Source organism: Rhodococcus sp. Ni2 (assembly GCF_021352185.1).
In the GTDB taxonomy this organism is placed as follows: domain Bacteria; phylum Actinomycetota; class Actinomycetes; order Mycobacteriales; family Mycobacteriaceae; genus Rhodococcus_F; species Rhodococcus_F qingshengii.
The window spans coordinates 2668645-2691327 of the sequence record NZ_WOXZ01000001.1 but is presented as its reverse complement, the minus strand read 5'-3'; the positions used below and the strand labels follow the sequence as shown (position 1 = coordinate 2691327).

Sequence of the window (22683 nt, the reverse complement as noted above, 5' to 3'; positions counted from 1 at the left end):
AATATCCGTTCACCTACATTAGGTGAACGGATATTTACCTAGCAAGAATTGTGACGCCGCTCACCCGTCGAGCAGCTTTTGCACCAGCGGTGCGTACAGCGCAACCACCTCGTCCTGGGTGCCGGTGGCATGGCCGGCCATCATCCGTCGGCGCATGATCGCCACTCCGACCACCATCGACATCGCCAGTTCCGCGCGCAATCTCGCGTCGCGGCCGGACAGGCGAGCGGCGAGGGTGTCGATCATCTGCGTCGAATAGTTCTCGCGCAGCTTGCGGTTGCTCTCTTCACTGACGCCGCTCATGAACAACAAGCTCATGGACAGCGGCTTGTACGACTCCAACGGCTTGGTGAACAGCGAGACCATGCGCTCGCCGAGCGAGTCGTTCGGGGCATCGAAGACCGTGACCGCCGCTGCCCGGAAGTCGACCAACTCGTCGTACAACTGCTCTTTGGAACCGAAGTACTTGATGATCAGAGGCGCGCTGACGCCTGCGTCTTCGGCGATGTCCTTGAGCGTGATTTCGCGGTACGGCCGAGTCGCGAATGCTTTCCCGGCCGACGCGATGATCTGCGCACGCGTCTGCTCGGACGTACGACGCACCTGCTGACCTTGCTCCGTGCCGCTCATCAAGCGTTCCGCGACAATTCACGACGGCCGGACAATGCCCGACCCAGCGTCAACTCGTCTGCGAATTCGAGATCGCCACCCATCGGAAGACCCGAAGCCAACCGAGACACCGTCAGCCCCGGAATGTCTCGCATCATGCGAACGAGATAGGTAGCTGTCGCCTCACCCTCCGTGTTGGGGTCGGTGGCGATGATGACCTCGGACACGTCGACGCCGTCCTCCTGATTTGCGATGCGAGCCAACAACTCCCGGATACGCAACTGGTCAGGCCCGATCCCCGAGAGCGGATTGAGCGCACCGCCGAGCACGTGATAGCGACCCTTGAACTCACGGGTGCGCTCGACGGCCTGAACGTCCTTCGGTTCCTCCACGACGCAGATCACCGTGCGATCGCGACGTGCGTCGGCGCAGATGCGGCACTTCTCCTGATCGGAGACAGTTCCGCACACCGTGCAGAACTGAACGCCGTCACGGATGCGCTGCAATGCATTTTTCAAACGGTCGATCTCGGGAGGCTCCACGGAGAGCAGGTGAAAAGCGATGCGTTGAGCGCTCTTCGGCCCGACTCCGGGAAGCTTCCCGAGTTCGTCGATCAGATCCTGAACCGGACCTTCGTACACGCGTTCTCGTTTCTAGAAGCCGGGGAGACCGGGAAGGCCTCCGCCGAGTCCGCCGGCCAACGGGCCGAGCTTCTCAGCAGCGACTTCCTGTGCCTTACGCGAAGCGTCCTCGATCGCGCCGATCACCAGATCCTGCAGCGTCTCGACATCTTCGGGGTCGACGACCTTGGGATCGATCTGCAGACCGACAACCTCGCCGGTGCCCTTGACCGTGGCGACAACCAGTCCGCCACCGGCCTGACCGGTCACTTCGGCCTGAGCCATTTCCTGCTGCGCCGCCATCAATTGCTGCTGCATCTGCTGAGCCTGAGCCAACAGAGCAGACATGTCGGGTGCTCCACCTGGTTGCACGAGCGGTCCTTTCTACAGAGTTATCCCCACCAGCGTAGTCGGTGCGCGCTACCGTGAGCGGGTGCGCCGGAACCAGTCAGACACCGTAAAACCGTCAAGAGGGTCAAACATGGCATCACGTGTGTTCCGCTCCACTGCCCTGATCGCCGTGGTCGGGGCCGGGCTTCTGAGCGCTGCGTGCACGATTCCGACCGAGACTGCCGAGGCCACGACTTCGGTCGAGGTGTCTCCGCTGAGCACTGTCGCCGCTGACGTCCCCGCTGCGCTCACCGGCAAGGTCGTCTTCCTCGATCCCGGGCACAGCGGGGCGAACGACGACAGCATCAACACCCAGGTCCCCACGGGCCGCGGCGGCACCAAGAACTGCCAGACCACCGGCACCAACACCGATGCCGGGTTCCCCGAGCACACCTTCAACTGGGAAGTCGCGAGCCTGGTCAAGAGCGAACTCGAAGGCCAAGGCGCCACAGTGGTCCTGAGTCGACCGGACGACATCAGCGTCGGATCTTGCGTCGACGCACGCGCCGAAGCTGCCAATTCCTCCGGCGCCGACGTAGTGGTGAGCATTCACGCGGACGGCGCAGCAGCCGCAGCCGAGGGCTTCCACGTCTGCTACTCCGCGCCCCCGCTGAACGCGGTGCAGGCAGGCCCGTCCGTCACCTTTGCCGAAACCATGCGCGACTCACTCGTCACAGCCGGACTCACCCCGTCGACCTACATCGGTGACGACGGGCTGGCACCACGCGCCGATCTGACGGGACTCAATCTGTCGCAGCGGCCGTCGATTCTGGTCGAACTCGGCAACATGCGAAATGCCGACGAGGCAGCGCGCATGACGAGCCCGGACGGTCAGCAGGAATATGCGTCCGCCGTCACCAGCGGAGTCACGGCCTTCCTCACAACCCCCTGACCTGTCTTCTGTGGAGAAATTCCACTTGTCCACAGGTATGTCGGCACCGCCGAAGTAGCCCGCTCACCTGGATACGGTTCTGCCATGGGGCCGATACTTCAGGTAGATTTCGCTGCTCTGCAGCAACTTTCGGCTGATCTGTCTCGAATCGCGGATCAGATCTCGGGGATCGATTCCGCCGGCCCGATTTTCGAAGCCGCGGCGGCCCTGAACTCGTCCGCTGTCGCGGCTGTGTCGACTGGGAATGCCGGCGTCATCGCCGACGCGTACCGGTACCTGGCTACGCAATTGGGACTCATGGCGTCGGGAACCGCTGCCGCAGCACGTCTGTACGACGCTGCCGAGGGCGAAGTGGTGTCCGAACTGCGCGGAGCCTACTGATGCAGCCCACCGTCTCTCAGCTTCGAACATGGTCACCGGAGAAATTGCGCACAAGCGCTTCGGAATTGATCGACATCGACCGGCAGATCGAAGTCCTCGGCAATGACGCCGGACGCAGCATCGACGCCGTCCGCGAATTCTGGCAGGGACAAGCGTCGAGCGCGGCGGCAGTGCAGTGGTCTGGTATCTCGCTTTCCTCGTCGCGGCTGTCGATTGCAGTTCGCGTAGTTGCGGATCTGTATGGCGGAGCGGCCAATACGATCGGTGCGGCGCGAAAATCAGTTCTGGACCTGGTCGAGGAGGCGACTCTCGAACACGGCTTGACGGTGTCAGACAGTGGAGCGGTATCGGCACCTGAGACGAAGCAGCCATGGAATCTGGCCGACGCCATGCAAGATTCCGAAAACGCCACGGCTGCACAGGTTTTTCAGCAGAAGATCTCCACTGCATTGACGGCACTCGACGACGAAGACAACCGGGCCGCGACTGCTCTGCGTGCGGCATTCCGAGAGATCGGATCACACCTTGGCAATCAGCCTGATCGCCTCGACCGCACTGTCGTCGACATCCTCGACGGGAGGTCGACACTCCCCGGGACACCAACGGAGCTACACCGACTCTGGGAATCGCTCACGCCCAACGAGAAAGACGCGTTGGCGAGGTGGGATCCGTCCATCGGTAGCCGCGACGGCCTTCCCGCTCTCGACCGGGACTACTACAACCGGCGGTACCTCTCTGCGCTCGAGCAGTTGCCGGATCGAACGGTCGCTGCCGGATACACGGCCGTGCGCGGCGAACTTCGACCGGACACGTTCCTTCTCTCGGTCACGGATGGGCATGCCGTCGTGGCAGTCGGTAATCCCGATGCCGCCGGCAACGTCGCAACACTGGTTCCCGGAACCGGCTCCGGGCTGTCGGGCGTCGGCGGAGACCTGCAACGAACCAAGGCCATGTACGACGCGTCCGTAAGGGCAGCACCGACGGAAGCCACATCAGTGATCCTGTGGTCCGGATACGACGCTCCCCCAGGCATTCCCGACGCAGCCTCGGATCGGTACGCCACCTCCGCAGCGCCGAGGCTCGACAGCTTCCAGGACGGGTTACGAACCTCGCATGACGGTCCGCCTTCGCACAACGTGGTGATCGGTCATTCCTACGGCAGCACCGTCATCGGTGCTGCGACTACCCGTGGCGCTTCCCTCGACGTCGACGAACTGGTTTTTGTCGCAAGCCCCGGCGTCGATGCCGAGCGCGTGAACGAACTGAGCCTGGACGGCGTCGACTCGGCCGAGATGGCTCGCCATGTTCATTCGACGACGGCCTTCTGGGATCCGGTCCAATTGATCCCCACGATCCTCGGAGTCCACGGGTTCGACCCGTCGGATCCGGAATTCGGCGCGCAGGTATTCACCGGATCTCCCGGGGAGCCTGGGTTCGGAGTTCACAGCGATTACTGGGAAAGCGGAAACCCCGCACTCACCGAATTCGGACGGATCATTACCGGCCCATGAAAGAAGGCGCCGTACCGGTGAAGGTACGACGCCATCTCGGTGATGCAGGATCGGTTAGACGAGTTCGCGCTTGAGGTTGTCCAGGACCTGGGCCTGGATGCGCTGCAGACCCTTCGGAGCGAACGTGCGCTCGAAGAAGCCGCCGATACCGGTGGCACCCTGCCACTGGGTGAGCGTCGTCACCGTCGTTCCGGTGCCGTTGGGGGCAACGGTCCAGGTGGTGACGAGGCTGGAGTTCGCGTCCTTCTCGGTGATGACGTTGCCGTCGACCGTCACTGTCGCCTTGACGTTGCGCGAGCGCTTTTCCGTCGCCTTGAGCGTCCACTGCGCGACGGTTCCGTCACCCTGGCCACCTTCGACGACCTTGTAGTCGAGGTACTGCTCGGACAGGATTCGCGGGCGAACCGTCTCGTAGTCCGAGAGCGCCGCGAGCACCTTGTCGGGTGCTGCTGTGACGACTGTCGAACTCATTGCATTGACCTGACCCATATGCCCTACGTCTCCTTGCTCGACCAACGCGGCTCGATACCGCGAATGACTACCCGAATCCGCACCTCGAACTGCGCAGATATTCCTTTCCATACTGCCTGCTGCGCCCGGGTATCTCGACCATCTACCCATTCCGTGTGAGCTGGTTCACCACTCGGAGCATTTACCGAGTTCGATTGCAACAACTCGATCAAATTCGGGCATTAATACCCCTCCGGATAGCTTGCACACGCAACTACCGATAGCGTCAGGGTGTGACTCTCTCGTTCAATGGGGTAGTTCAGAAGTTAGATCGAATCCGGACAAAGCAAGGCCCGGGTTCCGATGCTGCGCGTGAAATGGGGTTCGAGCAGCACAGAGAAGGCGTCGAACGCCTACTCGCGTCATACCGCGCCATTCCCGCCGATGCTTCTGTACGCCTGGCAAAGAAGACATCCAATCTGTTCCGCGCTCGCGCCAAGACGTCGGCCCCCGGCCTCGACGTCAGCGGTCTGGCAGGTGTCATCGCCGTCGATGCGCAGGCGCGCACAGCCGACGTCGCCGGCATGTGCACGTATGAGGACCTCGTCGACGCGACGCTGCCCTACGGGCTGGCGCCCCTGGTCGTGCCTCAACTCAAGACCATCACCCTGGGCGGTGCGGTGACCGGCCTGGGCATCGAGTCCACCTCGTTCCGCAACGGCCTGCCGCACGAGTCGGTACTCGAAATCGACGTACTGACCGGAAGCGGCGAGATCATCACCGCAACACCGGACGGCGAACACGCCGAACTGTTCTTCGGTTTCCCCAATTCCTACGGCACCCTTGGCTATTCGACGCGATTGAAGATCGCACTCGAACCCGTCAAGAAGTACGTCGCCTTGCGCCACGTGCGCTTCGATTCGTTGAAGAAACTCGAAGAAACGATGGATCGCATCGTCACCGAACGCGAGTACGACGGGATCGCCGTCGACTATCTCGACGGGGTGGTCTTCACCGATTCCGAGAGCTACCTCACACTCGGCGTGCAAACCGACGAGGAAGGCCCGGTCAGCGATTACACCGACCAGGACATCTTCTACCGGTCGATCCAGCATTCGTCACTCACCCAGCCCAAGACGGATCGCTTGACCATTCGCGACTACCTGTGGCGCTGGGACACCGACTGGTTCTGGTGCTCACGAGCTTTCGGTGCACAGAACCCGAAGATCCGGCGCTTCTGGCCCAAGCAGTACCTGCGCAGCAGCTTCTACTGGAAGCTGATCGCCCTCGACCACAAGTACGACATCGGAGATCGCCTCGAAAAGCGCAAGGGCAAGCCCCCGCGCGAACGCGTCGTCCAGGACGTCGAGGTACCCATCGAACGAACCGCGGACTTCGTCTCGTGGTTCCTCGAGGAAATCCCGATCGAACCACTGTGGTTGTGCCCGTTGCGTCTTCGTGAGCCAAGCCCGGCCGCCGCTTCTGCATCACGGCCGTGGCCCCTCTACCCCCTCGAACCCAAGCGCACCTACGTCAACATCGGCTTCTGGTCTTCGGTGCCGATCGTTCCCGGTGAGCGCGAGGGGGCAGCAAATCGACTGATCGAAGAAAAGGTCAGCGATTTCGACGGACACAAATCGCTCTACTCCGACTCCTACTACTCGAAGGAAGACTTCGAGGAGCTGTACTACGGCGGCGACCGGTACATCGGACTCAAGGAACGCTACGACCCGAAATCCCGTTTATTGGATCTATTCTCTAAGGCGGTGCAACGTAAATGACCACGTTCAAAGACTCCAAAAGCCAGGACAAGCTCTCTATTGCCGAGATTCTCGAGACGCTTTCCGACGGCATGCTGCCGCTTCGATTCACCGCGTACGACGGCAGCACCGCCGGCCCCGAAGATGCCGACTACGGACTGCACCTCAAGTCGACTCGCGGAACCACTTATCTCGCAACAGCTCCCGGTGACCTCGGCATGGCCCGCGCGTACGTCTCCGGCGATCTCGAAGCCGAGGGCGTCCACCCCGGTGATCCGTACGAGATCCTGCGCATCATGGGTGACGAACTCCACCTCAAGCGCCCGTCCGCACTGACGCTCGCCAGCATCACGCGCTCCCTGGGCTGGGATCTGTTGCGGCCCATCGCCCCGCCGCCCCAGGAACATCTCCCTCGCTGGCGTCGCGTCGCAGAAGGACTGCGTCACTCCAAGACTCGTGACGCCGAAGTCATCCATCACCACTACGACGTCTCCAACACCTTCTACGAGTACGTCCTCGGCCCGTCCATGACGTACACCTGTGCCGCTTACGACAATGCGGAACAGACGCTCGAAGAAGCCCAGGAGAACAAGTACCGCCTGGTGTTCGAGAAGCTCGGACTCCAGAAGGGTGATCGACTTCTCGACATCGGCTGTGGCTGGGGCTCGATGGTCCGCTACGCGGCCAGGCGCGGCGTCAAGGTGATCGGCGTGACTCTCTCTCGCGAGCAAGCGGATTGGGCACAGACGGCCATCGAGGACGAGGGCCTCGCCGATCTCGCCCAGGTCCGTTTCTCCGACTACCGCGACGTGGCCGAGACCGGATTCGACGCAGTGTCCTCCATCGGCCTGACCGAGCACATCGGCGTCGGAAACTACCCGGCGTACTTCGAGTTCCTCAAGGGCAAGCTGCGTGAGGGTGGGCGTCTGCTCAACCACTGCATCACCCGTCCGGACAACCGAAGCAGCGCCAAGGCAGGCGGATTCATCGACCGGTACGTCTTCCCCGACGGGGAGCTCACCGGTTCGGGTCGCATCATCTCCGAGATCCAGAACGTCGGCCTCGAGGTGCGTCACGAAGAGAACCTTCGCGAGCACTACGCACTGACGCTCGCCGGATGGTGCCAGAATCTCGTCGACAACTGGGACGCCTGCGTCGCCGAGGTCGGCGAAGGAACCGCCCGCGTCTGGGGCCTGTACATGGCCGGCTCACGACTCGGGTTCGAGCGCAATGTCGTTCAGCTGCACCAGGTTCTGGCCGTCAAGCTCGGCCCCAAGGGTGAGGCGCATGTGCCGCTTCGCCCGTGGTGGAAGGCCTAGGGGCAAAGCCCCTGTGCGCCTTTTTGGTAGTCGGCACTACCAAAAAGGCGCACAGGTGCCGCAGGCACCCGACTGCGTCCTCACCCAACCTCCCCGCCGCAAGACCGTCTCCACCTCGTGCGCAACCTGGCACGGGGTCTTCATCACCTCGTCGAATCCGTAGACCAACCGCGGACGACCTGCCAGCTCTGCCGCATTGTCACGGCGGCGATCACGAAATGCCACTTCTGCCATGGAATGCGCCCACCGACCGTCGAGACGCACGATCAGCGGCACACTGACTTCGCTGTAGTCGCAATCCTCGTACAACGTGCGGCCGTCGACGCGGACCGGAGACTGGCGTCTGGCCGACGGCAACCCGTGCGCCTGCTCCACGTCGACCGCATAGTGGTATTCGAGCGTTGACTGCACCCCGTCTGCCAGGAGTCGTACCGCATCGGAAAGCGCACCCTTGAATCGATGTGGTGTTCGTTCGTCAATCCGACGACGCACATCGTTCAACGGAATTCGCGCATTTGTGACTGTGGTGATGAGTGAAACGTAGGCGCTTCGCGCTGTGGATTCGGCGGTCGCAAGATCAATCGCGGTATCCGCCCGCGACGTTCGAGGTATGACTGACGGCACGCCGATGTATCGGTGGGCTCGGGATCGGTGGACGACTACCCCAGGGTGAACCACGCCACCCACTCTGACAAGTGCACCCGACGTTCGCACTGGAACTCGGCGGATTGTCGCGGACTGACAGCGAGCGGACTTGCCGTATGGCACGGTGACATGGACTGGCTTGTCTGCGTCGATGCGACGCATTCCCCATTCCTCAGCTGCAGTGTCGTGGCTCAGAATCGCTTGCGGGCCACCATAAAGCCAAGCGGCGTTCAAGATCATTTCTCTGGTGAGCGGGCCAGCGGTCACTGCATACACGCCTTGTAGAACGCGCTGCCATTCGCCGCGGTCCAGAAAGTTCCGCAGCATCCCTCGGTTGCATCCGAATGACGAGAGTTGCTGTTGCCGTACCAGACCGGATTGCGCATCGAGAATCCGGAGAAACTCGCTTCCACCATGAGACGCAGTCATGGCACCAAGCGTCAGGCCGAACTCCGACAGGACTGACGTGAAATTCGCTGTCGGAGTTCGTCTGTGGATAACTCACCAGCTGGGGATGAACCCCTGTGCGCCTTTTTGGTAGCCGTAACTACCAAAAAGGCGCACGGGGGCTATGCCCCTAGCGAAGCCGGCGGGGTGAACCGCGGGCCGTACTGCGCAGCGAGTTCCTTTGCACGAGCGACGAAGCCAGCCGTGCCGCCCTCGTAACCGACGATGAACTGGTGAACGCCACCGGTCCAGGCCGGGAATCCGATGCCCATGATGGAGCCGATGTTGGCGTCCGCCGTGGTGATCAGGACGTTCTCGTCGAAGCACTTCTGCGTCTCGATCGCCTCGATGAACAGCATGCGGTCGATGAGGTCCTGGATCGGAGCATCGGAGGTTCCGGAGTTGAAGTTCTCGCGGAGTCCGGACCACAGGCCGGTGCGCTTGCCCTCGGCGTAATCGTAGAAGCCGGCTCCACCGAGCTTGCCCTTACGATCGAACTTCTCGACGAGGGTGTTGATGACCTCGCCGGCCGGATCTGCCGGCAGTTCCTTGCCCTCGGCCTTGGCGGCGTCGGCAGATTCCTTGCGGATCTTCTGCATGAGGGTGAGGTTGAGCTCATCCGAAAGCTGAAGCGGCGCAGCCGGGTAACCGGCCTGCATACCGGCCTGCTCGATGGTGGCGGGCTCGACGCCCTCGGCGAGCATGCCGATGGCCTCGTTGATGAAGGTTCCGATGACACGCGAGGTGAAGAAGCCACGCGAGTCGTTGACCACGATCGGCGTCTTGCGGATCGCCTGGACGTAGTCGAACACGCGAGCCAGAGTCTCGTCGGAGGTCTTCTCACCGCGGATGATCTCCACCAGCGGCATCTTGTCGACGGGCGAGAAGAAGTGGATGCCGATGAAGTCTTCCTGACGCTTCACGCCGGTGGCGAGACCCGTGATGGGCAGCGTCGAGGTGTTCGAGCCCAGCAGTGCCTTGGGATCGACGATGTCCTCGATCTCCTGGAACACCTTGTGCTTGAGTTCCTGGCTCTCGAAGACTGCTTCGATGACGAAGTCGACGCCGGCGAAGTCTGCCGGGTCAGCCGTCGGGGTGATCTTGGCGAGGAGTGCGTCGGACTTCTCCTGCGTGGTCTTGCCGCGCGAGAGCGCCTTGGCCTCAATGCCTTCGGCGTACGCCTTGCCCTTGTTGGCAGCCTCGATGCTGACGTCCTTGAGGACGACGTCGAAGCCGGCCTTCGCGGAGACGTACGCGATGCCCGCGCCCATCATGCCTGCGCCGAGGACGCCGACCTTCTTGATGGTGGACTTCTCGATGCCTGCCGGACGTGAACCGCCGCCGTTGATCGACTGCAGGTCGAAGAAGAACGCCTGGATCATGTTCTTCGCGACGCGGCCGGTCACCAGCGAGGTGAAGTAGCGAGCCTCGATGAGCAGCGCGTTGTCGATGTCGACCTGCGAACCCTCGACGGCTGCGGCCATGATGGCGCGCGGAGCCGGCATCGGAGCACCCTTGAGCTGCTTACGCAGGTTCGCGGGGAACGCCGGAAGGTTGGCAGCGAATGCCGGAGTGGACGGAGTTCCGCCAGGGATCTTGTAGCCCTTGACATCCCACGGCTGAACGCCGCCTTCGGGGTTGGCCTTGATCCATGCCTTCGCAGCCGGAACCAGCTCCTCTACCGAGCCGACGACCTCGTCGATGAGGCCGACTTCCTTGGCCTGAACGGGTCCACGCTGCTGCCCCTGGAGCAGGACGCCCATGAGCGCGTTCTGCAGACCGAGCATCCGCACGGTGCGCACGACGCCGCCGCCACCGGGCAGCAGGCCGAGGGTGACCTCGGGCAGGCCGATCTTGACGCCCTTGACGTCTGCCGCGATGCGGTGGTGGGTCGCGAGAGCGATCTCGAGACCGCCGCCGAGCGCCGCGCCGTTGATGGCGGCGACGACCGGCTTGCCGAGAGTTTCGAGACGACGCAGGTCTGCCTTGATCTCGACGCTGTGGTTGTAGATCTCCTCGGCCTGCTCGGGGCCGACCTTGATCATGTTCTTGAGGTCGCCACCGGCGAAGAAGGTCTTCTTGCCGGAAGTGATGACGGCACCGGTGATGGAGTCCTTCTCGGCGACCAGACGGTCGACGGTGGCCTTCATCGACGCGATGTACGCGTCGTTCATGGTGTTTGCGCCCTGGTTGGGATCGTTGATGGTGAGCACGACGATGCCGTCGGCGTCCTGGTCCCAGTTGATGATGTTCTGATCAGTCACTTTGCTTGACTCCTGGTAAGCCTCGTTGGAAGGACGGACGCCGCGTCAGACGCGCTCGATGATGGTGGCAACGCCCATACCGCCGCCGATGCACAGGGTGATGAGGGCGCGCTTGCCGCCACGACGCTCGAGCTCGTCGACCATCGTTCCGGTGATCATCGCGCCGGTTGCACCGAGTGGGTGACCCATGGCGATCGCGCCACCGTTGACGTTGAGCTTCTCGTCCGGGATGTTCAGGTCCTTCTGGAACTTCAGGACGACGGAAGCGAATGCCTCGTTGATCTCGAAGAGGTCGATGTCGTCGACCGTCAGGCCGGCAGCTGCCAGAACCTTCTTCGACGCCGGCGTCGGGCCGGTGAGCATGATGGTGGAGTCGGCGCCGCTGGTGGCGGTGGCGACGACGCGAGCGCGCGGCGTCAGACCCATGTCCTTGCCGGCCTGCTCGCTACCGACGAGCACGAGGGCAGCGCCGTCGACGATTCCCGAGCTGTTGCCGCCGTGGTGAACGTGGTTGATCTTCTCGACCCAGTGGTACTTCTGCAGCGACACGGCGTCGAATCCGCCGATTTCACCGATCACACCGAACGCGGGAGCCAAGCCGGCGAGGTTCTCTGCCGTGGTGCCCGGACGCATGTGCTCGTCGTTGTCGAGGATGGTGATGCCGTTGATGTCCTTGACCGGCACTACCGACTTGGCGAAGTATCCGCCGGTCCACGCCTTGGCGGCGAGGTCCTGCGAGCGCACGGCGTATGCGTCGACGTCGTCACGCGAGAAGCCCTCGATGGTGGCGATGAGGTCTGCGCCGACGCCCTGCGGCACGAAGTAGTTGTCGTAGTTGGTGGCGGGGTCGAGTGCCCACGGTCCACCGTCGGATCCCATCGGAACGCGGGACATCGACTCGACGCCACCGGCAATCACCAGTTCGTCCCAGCCGGACCGAACCTTCTGAGCAGCCATGTTCACGGCCTCGAGGCCGGAAGCGCAGAAACGGTTGAGCTGAACGCCACCGACGGTGTCGGGCAGTCCCGCATCGTTGACTGCAACGCGGGCGATGTCCATTCCCTGATCGCCAACGGGGGTGACGACGCCCAGGATGAGGTCGGAGATCCGGTCCTCGTCGAGGTCGGGAAAGCGCACGCGCAGTTCCTGGATCAGACCCGTGACCAGCGAGATCGGCTTGACCGAGTGCAACGACCCGGTCTTCTTGCCGCGGCCTCGCGGGGTACGGATGGCTTCATAAATGAATGCCTCTGTGGTCACTGTGAGGTGTTCCTTCCGTGTAATTCGTCGAACCGGTCTGCAGATCGTCCGCGCCACCTTCGGTGGTGGCGCATGGCCGAGGTACAGACCTCAGCCCTTTCACTGTAGAACGTGTTCCAAATTCATGGGAAGGACCGAAGCGATCCTGCTAGGTGACCGAGGTGATCAGGTGCGCGAACGCCTGCCCGCTTCGGTTCATTTCGAGAGCGCCCCCGGAAGCACTCACGGCACGATGCGATACGGCAACATCATGTCGTGATCTTCGTGATCGAGTAGATGGCAATGCCACACGTATCCCTGGAGTCGACCAGAATCAGCCATATCGTGGCGCCCGCCGCCCGTCATCCCACTACCCGTCATCACACCGCTCGGAAGACGATCGAACATCGCGTCGGGATCGAAACCCAGCTCATCCGCGGTGGGGAATCGCACGATGATCCGGGTGACGGTGCCGCCGTCCACCCTGACGGTGTCCTTCATCCCCGCTTCCCACGGCGCCGGCGCGATCATCGGCCCCGCCTCGAACCCGTCGGGCGACGGAGTCCACTTGTTGCCGATCACCGGCTGCGGATGGCGGATCAAGTACTCCAGCGTCCGCATCGGTGTTCTGCCGAGAATCCGGAAATTCACCAAGTGCAGGTGTATCGGATGCGGGTCCGGCGTGGTGTTGACGATGTTCCACTGCTCGACGGTGCCTTGCCGCGGCCTCTCGACGTCCGTGGTGCTGAACGTCAGGTTGTTCAACGTCATCTGAGCCGGTGGATTCCGCAGTTCCAGTTGCTGGCTCACCGTCACCGTGCGAATTACCGTCGGCTGCTCCAACGGGGCGAGAACGTCACGTTGTTGGCGCCCACCGCGCAGTTGCGACGGAACACCACCGGTGAATCCGCGCCTGGCGTCACCGCGGAACCGGCAGAACAGCGGCATAGTCACTTCACCGATGACAGCGGCGGGCAGCGGGGGCGCCTCGTCGTTGCGAAGCTCCACCGTCGAACCCTCCGACAGTCCGGTGAAATCGACGAGGAGGTCGTACCGCTCCCCCGGTGCGCAGCGGAAGGCATTGACCGCGACGGGTGCGTCGAGCATTCCGGCGTCGTTGCCGATGACCCAGAACGTCATCATGTTCGAGAAGTGAAGATTCCACACACTTGCCGACGACGCATTGACGATGCGGAAGCGGTAAAGGCCCCGAGCCACGGACAGTTCCGGCCACACCTTGCCGTTGACCAAGCCGACGTCGCCCACCGCGCCGCCTTCCCACGATCCTTCCGGGATCAAGATGGTGGATCGGCCGTTCTGGGCGCCTGTCGGCGTGAAGATCTTCTCCTGCAGGATCAACGGGATCTCGAATTCCTCGGCCGGCAACCCCAACGGATTTCCCAGTTCGCCGGTGTCGAATTCATCCCTGATCAGATAGTTGCCGATCAGACCGGCGTAGACGTTGAGCCGGGTGATGCCCATCGCATGATCGTGATACCAGAGGTGGGCGGCTTCCTGACCGTGCAAAAAGTGATGCATCGCAGCCTGTCCCGGCATCACCAGCAGCTCCGGATGGCCGTCGCTCTCAGGTGAAGTGACTCCCCCGTGCAAGTGCAACGACGTCGGCGGGTTAGCGCGAAAGTCTGCCTGCATTCCGTGCAGCGTCATATCCATGTCCGCTGCCAACGGATGTCCGGTCAGATCGTTCTCGAACGTCAACATGATCGGCTCGCCGGAATGCGCCTCGACGGTAGGGCCCAGATAACCGCCACCGATCTCTCCGCTGCGGTACGACAGTGCTGGGGACGAGGGAAAATCCCGATGAAAGGCATGTTGCCCCACTTGCGCTGTCAGTGTGATCTCGTTTCCGGAAAGCGTTGACAACGACGGTAGTTCGTCACAGAACGGCTCGAACTCCGGCGAATGAAAAATCAACGGAGACTCGATATCCACACTCCCCGCCGGAGCAGCACCTGCCTTTGCACCCAAAGCAACAGCCGCTGTGCCGACTACCGACCCTTTCAGAACCGATCTTCTGGAAACCCCGATACCCATACATTCCCCTCCCCATCGAAACGGGTTGCGTTCTCCCGCAAGGAAAACGCAACCCGTCTCTCCACTTCGATCTCGGAAAATCCCCCGCCTACTTTCCGTCGATCGCCTCCAGCACCGAATCGATCAGCGACTGTGGAAGTTTCGACGGCGGAGAGATTTCCAGTTCTCCCGGAGCGCCCGGCATCGTCCAGACAGTTCTGTGCCGAGCGATCGCGAGCTTCTCCCGTGATCCGTCCTCATTGACCTTGAAGTACTCGAACTCGAGGTCGATCCCCCTCTCGTAGAGGGCAGACAGGGACATCGTGACCAGGACGTCGTCGAACGGCATGACCTCGCGCAGATGCTCAACCCTGGTGTGCACACAACGAAGTTCCCCGAGGGCGCCTCTGGCCGCCATGGCCTCACGCTGAGAACGGACCAGGAACTTGTCCCGAACCCTCGACTGCCAGATGTAATAGTTGCCGAAGTAGATGTTGCCCACGACGTTTCCGTCCTGCATCGTCGTCGAGAACACCTCGGATTCGAGCAGGTACGGATTGCGCGGCACCATCGGAGCCGAGCGGATCACGGAACCACGATCGACGTTCTTCGGTTCGGTGGGAACAGCGATGTTCTTCGTCCCCGTCGGAATCGTCATCGGCTCGATGAAATCGTGGAAGTACTGCGGCATCGGCCGTGCCGCCACCACACCGTGGGAGAGGATTTCCACCCACGTCGTCTGCATCGCACTCCACCCGATGTGAGTGCGCGTCTCGCCGTCGACCCGGCACCATTCGACATGCAGATTGGTGGTTGCCCGATCCGGACCGGTGAGCTCGGTGATCCAGATCGTCCCCTCGACAATGTCGTCGGTGTACAGGTTCGCATCGATGAACACCTCGGAGTTGTTGGTCACCATGCCCCAACGACCCGTCGCCATGTCCTCCACGATCTGCTTCGAGATCGGTCCGGTTCCCCTCTCTCGCAAAGCGCCCAACCACAGCGCGAAGCTCGCGAACCCCACTGATCCACCGACGTTGCACGCGTCCCGGAACCCGACGGGGAACCGGATCGACACCGCCGGATAGCCGCTCCGGGCCACCACATGCACGTCGGAGCCGTAGGCCATCGGATCGAACTGCGCGAGAGACTTCGCTGACAACGGTCCGGAGTCGAACTGCGGTGCCGGGTCCTGCGCCGGTTCTTCCGCATCCTCCTCATGAGTCACAAACGCGAGAATCCGCTCCTCGTTGTCCGTCAACAGAGCTGGAAAAGTCAGAACCACCACGCTTCCGTCTGCGCCGCCGCGGAAGGTCACTGCGTCGTCCTCCCTGGCGCCCATCGCCAGAGAAACCGACCTCTGCCCCGTGGCCTTTCGGATCGCCTCGGCCGCCGCCCACAGCCTGGTTCCCGCACGATCGAGTGATTCGCCGCCCGCGATCAACTCGTCCAGCAGCGGAATCCGCGCCGAACCCAGAAGCGCCTTCCACTGCATGACTGTTCGGGCGCGAACCGGTTCGATGTCACATCCCTGAGGCCAGTCGCCGGCCGAACTGAGTGACTTACTGCCGTCGTGCGAGAGCGAGACATCCACAGAGGGTGGAATATCACCGACGACGACGGGCTTTCCGGTTTCCTGCCATTCGATGGCAAAGGCATTACTCATTTGATCACCACATCCTCATCGAGATGAATGTTCACGGCCGCCTCGGCGATCGGTTTCTCCTGCTCGTGGCGTTCCGACTTGGTCAACTCGTGAATCCCCGGGGTATGCGCGACCACAACCCGCGGGCTCTTCACTCCCAACGCCCGGCTGTGTTGCGCGAGCTTGTCGAGAATGATCTGTGCGTCGCGCGCAGTCGGATCCGCGATTTCCTCAGCCGTAGGACGGCTTTCGTCGTGGGAGAGAATCTGGGAGCGATATCCCTCGAGCTGCATCACCACTCGTCCGTCCTTCACCACCGCCACGTCGGCTTGCATGTGGGTCTCGGTCTGCACCTTGTCGTAGGCGTACGCGGTGAACGAACGAGCCTCGAATCGTCCGTCGTACATGTCGATTCGCGCAATGTTGACCGGAAGACAGATCTCCCGCGGAACCATGATCTGGCCCGATTGGAGCAGGGAATCGAGGAAGTAGGGATCACCGAGGAGGTGCTGCTTACGGTCGGCTCGCGAAATAGCGCTGAAGAGGATGTGCTCGGAATCGAGGCTCGAGATCTCTTCGAGTCGGCGGAAATCGCCCTCCTGGAACAGCAACCACGAGTAGAGATCGTCCAACGGATCGATGTCGAGCACCGGTCGCGGCAACTCCTTCTCGAACTCCGGCAGTGTTTCGTCCAGTCCGAAGATGAAGTCGGCCGAGAAATGGGGCCGCCCGTACCCGGTCCGTTCGGTGCCGATCGTGACATGCACCCGCGTTCCTGCGGCATCACGATCCTGCTCCACGACGCTTGCCTTGATCTCGACTCTGGTGCCCTCGACGGTGTCGACGACGATCGGTCGATCCAGTTTGATGTCGTCGATGCGGACGCGGCCCAGAGTCACGCGTCCGGTGACATAGGCCGCCGCCTGCGACATCGCCTCGAGCCCGAACACCGTCGGAAGCAGCGCCGATCCCTTCCAGACATGGTCGAGGACAAAAGGATCTGCCGAGGTGGACAACGTCGTCCGGGTAACCAGTTCTACCTGCGGCTCGAAGGTCACCACTTGGTCGATGTAGCGCGACACCGCCGGCAGAGCCGGTGCTGCCGGTGCCCAGGTGTCGAGACCGCCGAGTCGACTGGTCACGACGATACGACTTGTCTCGGGTCCGCTGTCGACCAGGCGAAGGAAATGATCCACTCCCGCAGCCGTCGAAATCGGCATGACACCCATCTTCGCGAGGTGGTTGACACTGCCCATGCGGGCGCCCATTCCGGTCTCTCCCCACACGCTGTACGCGAGCGAGAACGTCCGAGTCTTCGGGTGCCCGGCGGCATATCGCATCACCATTTCGTCGAGAAGCTCGTTTCCGTATGCATACCAGCTGTTTCCGGGCATACCTGTGAATCCGATGATGGAGGAGAAGCCCACGAACAGCTTCAAGTCGCGATCAGCGAGCGCTTCGACGAAGTTGGCTGCGCCCAGGACCTTAGGTGCAACCTCCTTGAAAGCCGCAGCGCTGTCGACTCTCTCGAACCGCCGCGGAACATTCGCCCCCGCACCGTGGACAAACCCGGTGATCGGCCCAACCTCGACCTCGATCTGGGCGACGACGCCGGCCACCGCCGCAGCATCCGTGACGTTGCAGCGATAGTAGTGAGCGCTCAAACCAGCAGACGTGAAGTCCGCAAGAGTGGAAGCGATTTCGTCACCCGCTTGTCGCTGAGAGCTTCCGATCAGCACTAGTTCGGCGCCTGTCTTTCGGCCGAGAGCCAGAGCGCATTGCGCCATGATGCCTTTCGCGCCACCGGTCACGACCACTACATCCGAACTCCCCAACCCGCTCTCGCGGACGGTGTAGTCGCTCGAGGCGAGAACCCGCGGTTGCAGTGCCGTGCGTCCCATCTCGGTGTCGTAAGTCGCGAACACATAGGATGCAACCGAATCCAACTCGGAGACGACGGTGGTTGCCACCACCGCGTCCGCAGTCGAGCCGTCGAATCCTATGACGCGGACATCCAGTTCGGGGCGCTCGTGATGCACCGAAGCGGCAAAAGCCGCCGCACTCGGTACCGGCTCCGGATTGCCCAACTCGACATCGGTGAACTGAATCACTGCCAATGTGGTTCGTGCGCCTCCACTTTGCTGCGCCGGAACCATCTTGTGCATGTGTTCGATCCCACGGCGCAAGCCGATTTCGGTGACGGAATCATCGGTCACACGCGGCATTACGGCAACCACGTGCTGTGCATTCGCAGGAGCGCCGTCGGAGAATGTGCGAATGTCGACCTGAGCACCACGCCCTCGCAGTTCGGATTCCAACCTTCCGACCAAACCGGCGTCGTCACCGATGACGACAAACGTCGTGTCCGTGAGGTCTCGGACTCCGTGCAACGCTGTCTCGCTCCGAACTTTTTCCAGGGTGTAATCGCGAACCCAGGTGAAGCTGTCGGCTGATAGACCCTTTGCCTTCACCGGCAGCGCCCGCGCAACCGGCTGCTGCTGCCCCGACTTCTCTTTCGCGGATCGATCGAGCACTTCGATGAGTTCACCCAGGCTGACGTTGACGAGTTCGGCCGGATCCAGATCACCCTGAACACCCAATCGCGTTGCCACAGTTGCTATCGCATCGGCAGCCTTGATCGAGTCCATGTTCAGGTCGTCGAGCAGGTGGAGATCCACATCGAGAGACTCCACCGGAAATCCGGTGTCCTCCGCGATTACCTCGAGCAGTATTCGCGACACGTCCGACTGCACCGAACTCGCTGCTGGAACGGCAGAACCGGGATTCGGTGATGCCGCAAGGATCAGCGATGCTGCTTCTCCGATCGTGGCATTGGCCAACTCGGCAGGGTCGAGGTCGACAACCTCGAACTGATGCGCAACCTTCGAAATAGCCTCTGCCGCACTGATCGAGTCGAGATTCAGATCATCGAGCAGACGCAGATCCGTCGTGATCGACTCGGCGGGGAATCCCGTCGTATCGGCGAGGATCCTGATCAGCTCACTTTCCACGGACCCAGCGCCCGCGTCAGCCGGCTCTACGACTACCGGAGCCGAAACCGGCGAAGGAGCTTTCGCTGCCACGGATTCGTGGCCGTTGGTGACTGCCCGCGAAGTCGGAGCAGATGGAGAAGACGGAGAAGTCGCTCCACTGCCTACATCAGCACGAATCACGTCGACGAGGAAGGTCCCGCGTCGGCTCAGGTAATCGGCCAGCGCCGCAGCCGGATCCCCGCCGGACGTACCAAGTGCGAGCGGTTCGGGAGCAGAGGTAACCGTCAGCTTCGCCTCGGCCAGGTTCTCGATGAACACCTTCTGATCGGCAGGAACGAATTCGCGCACGAACCGGCCGTCGAAAAGTTCGTTCCATCGGACCTGAGCGCCGTGGACGTACATCGCGGCCAGTGCGACATTGAAGTCCTCGTCGCGTCCGGACTTGGACGCAACGGGGAAGCAGCGCACGCCGTCGGTCCCATTGATCGCCTTGGTGAGCCCGGTCAGCACACGGCCGGGTCCGACCTCGACGAGCAGGTCCACGTCCTGCGAGATTCCACTTACCGTCTTGACCCAGTCGACCGGTGAGACAACCTGTTTGGTGACCAATTCGCGAAGTGCCAGTGGCGTCTGTACGCGTTTCCCTTCGACGCAGGAATACACGGGGCAAGTCAGCGAATCGACTTGCTCGTCAACGGGCGCAGTGGACTTCAGCTCCCGCTCGGCCTCGTTCATCATCTCGGAGTGGAAAGCATTCGACACGGCAAGCGCCTGAGCCGACACTCCGCGCGTCTTCGCGATGGCAACCACATCGTCGACCGCGTCTTTGGTGCCCGAAACCACGGTCTGTGTAGGCGTATTCAGATTCGCGACGGTCGCGTAACCCTTTGTTTCCGCGATGATCGCCTCAGCCGTCGATCGGTCGCAGGTCAGGCTCGCCATCGCGCCGTTTCCACCACCACTGACAGCCATGGCCGCACCCTTCGCCGCAGCCAAGGTGATCAGCGTCTTCTGGTCGTAAGCTCCTGCCGCGTAGAGCGCGGTCAACTCGCCGAGACTGTGGCCGGCGACAGCACTGGGTGTGACACCCAATCGGCGGAGGTACTCGAACCAGAGCAGCGAAGCCAAAGCGACGGCAGGCTGGGTGAACTGCGTCTGGGCGAGATCCCGCTTCCACTTCGCCAATTCCGCAGCGTCAGCGCTCTTGACCGGGTTCCGCAGAATTCGAGGCGTGATCGCCTCCGCTCCAACTCCCTCCAACCAGCCGTCCGCCTCGGTCGCCAGTTCGCGTGCCCACTCGAAGCGCTCGATCAGCACGCGCGCCATCTCTAGTTGTTGGGATCCCTGTCCCGGGAACAGGAATCCGATGTCGTGGTGGACGGCGTTCGAGATCGAGATCTCGTTGCTCACGACCTTCACCTGACCGGATGCAGGAGCGGAGTTCTCGCAGATCACGGCAAGCTGACGCATGCGTTCGGCCAACTGCGCGGGACGTCCGGCCACCACTGCGGCACGGAAGGGCGCGGTCGGCGAGATCACTCGAGAGAGTTTCGCCGAAAAGTCCAGCAGCTCGGCAACACTCAACGGAACCGCCAGATCTGCAACATCCCGCGCTCGGGTCGCCAAGTCCACCGCGGAATCTGCAGAAAGTACGAAAACCTCGGTGTCCTGATACGACGCCATCATCGTGCGGACGTCTTGCGAGGGTGTCAGCTTGCTGGATGGTGCATCAGCCGATTCGATCGCGACGTGGCAGTTGATACCGCCGAAACCCATGGCTTGCGCACCGGCACGCATCTTCTCGGACGGATCTCTGATCTCACCGTTGACGAGCGGAAAGAGTGCCGGCGCTTCGGTTCCGAACGCCGGGTTCGGGTCGGTGCAACCGGCGAGCGGCGGAAGGATTCGTTGATTGACGGCCATGGTCGCCTTGATCAGCGCAAGGATGCCCGACGCCGCCTTCGTATGCCCGATCAACGACTTCAGTGACGTCATGCCGATGCTACGAGCCTCGACCGGCCCGTCCGTCTGAGCGGCCTGCTGGACGCCGGCCAGTTCGACGGGGTCTCCGACGGGAGTACCAGTTCCGTGTCCTTCGACAAAGGCAACCTCGCTGGCCGCGAATCCCGCTCGCGAGTATGCGCGACGGATCATCTCGGCCTGAGTTTCGGCGCGGGGCTTGGTGATTCCCCCCTTGCCATCGGTGGAGATACCCCAGCCGCGAATCGTCGCGTACACGTAGTCGCCGTCCGCCCTGGCGTCCTCGAGTCGTTTCAAGGCCACGAATCCGCAACCTTCACCCGGGATGAATCCGCTTCGGCTTGCGTCGTACACGTTCATGTCGCCACGGGTCAGTGCACCCAAACGGGCGAATCCCACCAGTTCCAAAGGATCCAAGCTGACGTCGACTCCCCCTGCCAAGACGAAGTCGGCCGCGCCGGACGCCAGCTTTTCGGCTGCAGTCGCCACCGCGAGCATTCCGGACGCGCACGCACCGTCCACGACGTACCCGCCGCCGTTGAAGTCGAGATAATTGCAGATCCGGCCGGCAATCGTATTCGACAACATGCCGGCGAGAGTGTCTTCACTCGGCTCCACCAATGGGCCCTTGTAGACCTCTTCCATCGTCTCGGCGAGAGCATCGGCGACGGAACTGTCCAACTGGCGCGCTTCGGCTGCCACAGCGAGTGCGCGCTTGACGTAAGGCCAACGCAAACGCATCGACCACATCCGGGATTCTTCTCCGGTGAGGGAGTTGCCGACGATTGCGGCGCTGCGTCCAGTGGGTACCGATCCTCGGCTGTAGCCCGCGTCGGTCAAAGCCCCGAGTGCTGTTTCCAGAGCCAACCAGTGTGTGAGATCTGTCGACTTGAAGGTCCGCTCCGGTATCCGGCGACCGACCCAGTCGAATTCGAAACCATCCATGAACGCGCCGCGATCGGCGTATGTCTTGTCGACGTCGTCAGGGCTCGCGCTCCAGTAGTCGTCGAGGGACATCCGTGACTCCGGAAACTTTCGGAATTGCATCCGACGCGCGAGGACGTTCTCCCAAAATCCTTGCAGATCATGTGCACCGGGGGACCACATGCTCATCCCGACTATCGCAATCGCAGGATTAGTTGAATCTTCAGTCATCTTACACTTCCTATTTTCGCGCGCATCCACGGGAGACTCAATCGATCGAAGACTAACCACGCCCTCATCGGTGTGTAAAACGCAGATTCACCTCAAGGCATAAACAAATAACAAGGGTTGTTCGGCGCAATGAACGTGTTTCAGCAATTTGACAGCAATCGAGCGTTAGCTGTAACTCGGAGTTACTTATTTGCTTCGCAACCGGTCATGCTCCTGCTTGAACATCCGTACCGGATCCCGGTTTCACGGCCGCCATTTTCTCGCGATCGGCAAATATTCAGTTGAATATGCACCGAAATGCCGCAATGCCGAATATGTGGCCAATTCGCCGAATGTCCCAAATTGGTCG

15 protein-coding genes are annotated in these 22683 nt (G+C 62.0%); 5 read left to right on the top strand and 10 right to left on the bottom strand.

The features are described from left to right. Nucleotides 1-60 precede the first annotated feature (60 nt). The 3 genes from GN300_RS13065 to GN300_RS13055 are packed head-to-tail and all read right to left on the bottom strand — an operon-like array spanning nucleotide 61 to nucleotide 1601. Nucleotides 61-630, bottom strand: coding sequence for a TetR/AcrR family transcriptional regulator (locus GN300_RS13065; RefSeq protein ID WP_054188608.1), 570 nt, complete (start codon nucleotides 628-630; stop codon nucleotides 61-63). Further along, complete coding sequence (recR, locus tag GN300_RS13060; protein WP_003943917.1) at nucleotides 630-1250, bottom strand: recombination mediator RecR; 621 nt, start codon at nucleotides 1248-1250, stop codon at nucleotides 630-632. Before recR ends, GN300_RS13065 begins: the two co-directional genes overlap by 1 nt. Nucleotides 1251-1262: 12 nt before the next feature. Continuing rightward, nucleotides 1263-1601 carry a YbaB/EbfC family nucleoid-associated protein gene (locus GN300_RS13055; protein WP_003943929.1) on the bottom strand — a complete coding sequence of 113 codons (339 nt, stop codon included), beginning with the start codon at nucleotides 1599-1601 and terminating at the stop codon, nucleotides 1263-1265. Nucleotides 1602-1710: 109 nt separating this feature from the next. Here GN300_RS13055 and GN300_RS13050 point away from each other — a divergent pair, with 109 nt between their 5' ends. The 3 genes from GN300_RS13050 to GN300_RS13040 all read left to right on the top strand — a co-directional run bounded on the left by GN300_RS13050 (nucleotide 1711) and on the right by GN300_RS13040 (nucleotide 4403). Beyond that, on the top strand, nucleotides 1711-2511 hold the full coding sequence (locus GN300_RS13050) for an Rv3717 family N-acetylmuramoyl-L-alanine amidase (RefSeq protein WP_058038226.1): 801 nt from the start codon (nucleotides 1711-1713) through the stop codon (nucleotides 2509-2511). Between the two features lie 84 nt (nucleotides 2512-2595). Beyond that, a complete protein-coding gene (locus GN300_RS13045; RefSeq protein WP_020905903.1) occupies nucleotides 2596-2892 on the top strand; it encodes a hypothetical protein in 297 nt (98 codons plus the stop codon). Then, entirely contained in the window at nucleotides 2892-4403 is a 1512-nt protein-coding gene (locus GN300_RS13040; protein ID WP_063315207.1) for an alpha/beta hydrolase, read from the top strand. Before GN300_RS13045 ends, GN300_RS13040 begins: the two co-directional genes overlap by 1 nt. Before the next feature lie 54 nt (nucleotides 4404-4457). Here the strand turns inward: GN300_RS13040 and GN300_RS13035 are convergent, their stop codons facing one another. Beyond that, nucleotides 4458-4892: an SRPBCC family protein gene (locus GN300_RS13035; RefSeq protein ID WP_003943959.1), complete on the bottom strand. Its 435-nt coding sequence runs from the start codon at nucleotides 4890-4892 to the stop codon at nucleotides 4458-4460. Nucleotides 4893-5230: 338 nt separating this feature from the next. On the opposite strand from GN300_RS13035, the gene GN300_RS13030 reads away from it, so the two are divergent. Together GN300_RS13030 and GN300_RS13025 are read left to right on the top strand one after the other, a co-directional pair. Continuing rightward, nucleotides 5231-6634, top strand: a complete 1404-nt coding sequence (locus GN300_RS13030; RefSeq protein WP_007731548.1) for an FAD-binding oxidoreductase — start codon at nucleotides 5231-5233, stop codon at nucleotides 6632-6634. Beyond that, a complete protein-coding gene (locus tag GN300_RS13025) occupies nucleotides 6631-7932 on the top strand; it encodes a class I SAM-dependent methyltransferase (RefSeq protein ID WP_063315208.1) in 1302 nt (433 codons plus the stop codon). The genes GN300_RS13030 and GN300_RS13025 overlap by 4 nt, the downstream gene beginning before the upstream one ends. A gap of 36 nt (nucleotides 7933-7968) precedes the next feature. Here GN300_RS13025 and GN300_RS13020 read toward each other — a convergent pair whose 3' ends face one another. The 6 genes from GN300_RS13020 to GN300_RS12995 form a co-directional block, all read right to left on the bottom strand. Continuing rightward, nucleotides 7969-9006: a type IV toxin-antitoxin system AbiEi family antitoxin domain-containing protein gene (locus GN300_RS13020; protein ID WP_063315209.1), complete on the bottom strand. Its 1038-nt coding sequence runs from the start codon at nucleotides 9004-9006 to the stop codon at nucleotides 7969-7971. A gap of 140 nt (nucleotides 9007-9146) precedes the next feature. Beyond that, nucleotides 9147-11288, bottom strand: a complete 2142-nt coding sequence (locus tag GN300_RS13015) for a 3-hydroxyacyl-CoA dehydrogenase NAD-binding domain-containing protein (RefSeq protein WP_003943799.1) — start codon at nucleotides 11286-11288, stop codon at nucleotides 9147-9149. A 45-nt stretch (nucleotides 11289-11333) separates the two neighbouring features. Beyond that, on the bottom strand, nucleotides 11334-12548 hold the full coding sequence (locus tag GN300_RS13010; RefSeq protein WP_007731553.1) for an acetyl-CoA C-acetyltransferase: 1215 nt from the start codon (nucleotides 12546-12548) through the stop codon (nucleotides 11334-11336). Between the two features lie 222 nt (nucleotides 12549-12770). Beyond that, a complete protein-coding gene (locus tag GN300_RS13005) occupies nucleotides 12771-14582 on the bottom strand; it encodes a multicopper oxidase family protein (RefSeq protein ID WP_063315210.1) in 1812 nt (603 codons plus the stop codon). 88 nt (nucleotides 14583-14670) lie between these two features. Then, nucleotides 14671-16227 (bottom strand): hypothetical protein, encoded by a 1557-nt coding sequence (locus tag GN300_RS13000; RefSeq protein WP_063315211.1) that lies wholly within the window; start codon nucleotides 16225-16227, stop codon nucleotides 14671-14673. Continuing rightward, a complete protein-coding gene (locus GN300_RS12995) occupies nucleotides 16224-22334 on the bottom strand; it encodes a type I polyketide synthase (RefSeq protein ID WP_063315212.1) in 6111 nt (2036 codons plus the stop codon). Before GN300_RS12995 ends, GN300_RS13000 begins: the two co-directional genes overlap by 4 nt. Between the last annotated feature and the right edge of the window lie 349 nt (nucleotides 22335-22683).

What these genes read in the sequence shown, in the direction of transcription:
- GN300_RS13040 (WP_063315207.1), top strand. Translation starts at nt 2,892, where the DNA reads ATGCAGCCCACCGTCTCTCAGCTTCGAACATGGTCACCGGAGAAATTG.
- GN300_RS13000 (WP_063315211.1), bottom strand. Translation starts at nt 16,227, where the DNA reads ATGAGTAATGCCTTTGCCATCGAATGGCAGGAAACCGGAAAGCCCGTC.
- GN300_RS13045 (WP_020905903.1), top strand. Translation starts at nt 2,596, where the DNA reads ATGGGGCCGATACTTCAGGTAGATTTCGCTGCTCTGCAGCAACTTTCG.
- GN300_RS13035 (WP_003943959.1), bottom strand. Translation starts at nt 4,892, where the DNA reads ATGGGTCAGGTCAATGCAATGAGTTCGACAGTCGTCACAGCAGCACCC.
- GN300_RS13005 (WP_063315210.1), bottom strand. Translation starts at nt 14,582, where the DNA reads ATGGGTATCGGGGTTTCCAGAAGATCGGTTCTGAAAGGGTCGGTAGTC.
- GN300_RS13030 (WP_007731548.1), top strand. Translation starts at nt 5,231, where the DNA reads ATGGGGTTCGAGCAGCACAGAGAAGGCGTCGAACGCCTACTCGCGTCA.
- GN300_RS13020 (WP_063315209.1), bottom strand. Translation starts at nt 9,006, where the DNA reads ATGACTGCGTCTCATGGTGGAAGCGAGTTTCTCCGGATTCTCGATGCG.
- GN300_RS13065 (WP_054188608.1), bottom strand. Translation starts at nt 630, where the DNA reads ATGAGCGGCACGGAGCAAGGTCAGCAGGTGCGTCGTACGTCCGAGCAG.
- GN300_RS12995 (WP_063315212.1), bottom strand. Translation starts at nt 22,334, where the DNA reads ATGACTGAAGATTCAACTAATCCTGCGATTGCGATAGTCGGGATGAGC.
- GN300_RS13025 (WP_063315208.1), top strand. Translation starts at nt 6,631, where the DNA reads ATGACCACGTTCAAAGACTCCAAAAGCCAGGACAAGCTCTCTATTGCC.
- GN300_RS13050 (WP_058038226.1), top strand. Translation starts at nt 1,711, where the DNA reads ATGGCATCACGTGTGTTCCGCTCCACTGCCCTGATCGCCGTGGTCGGG.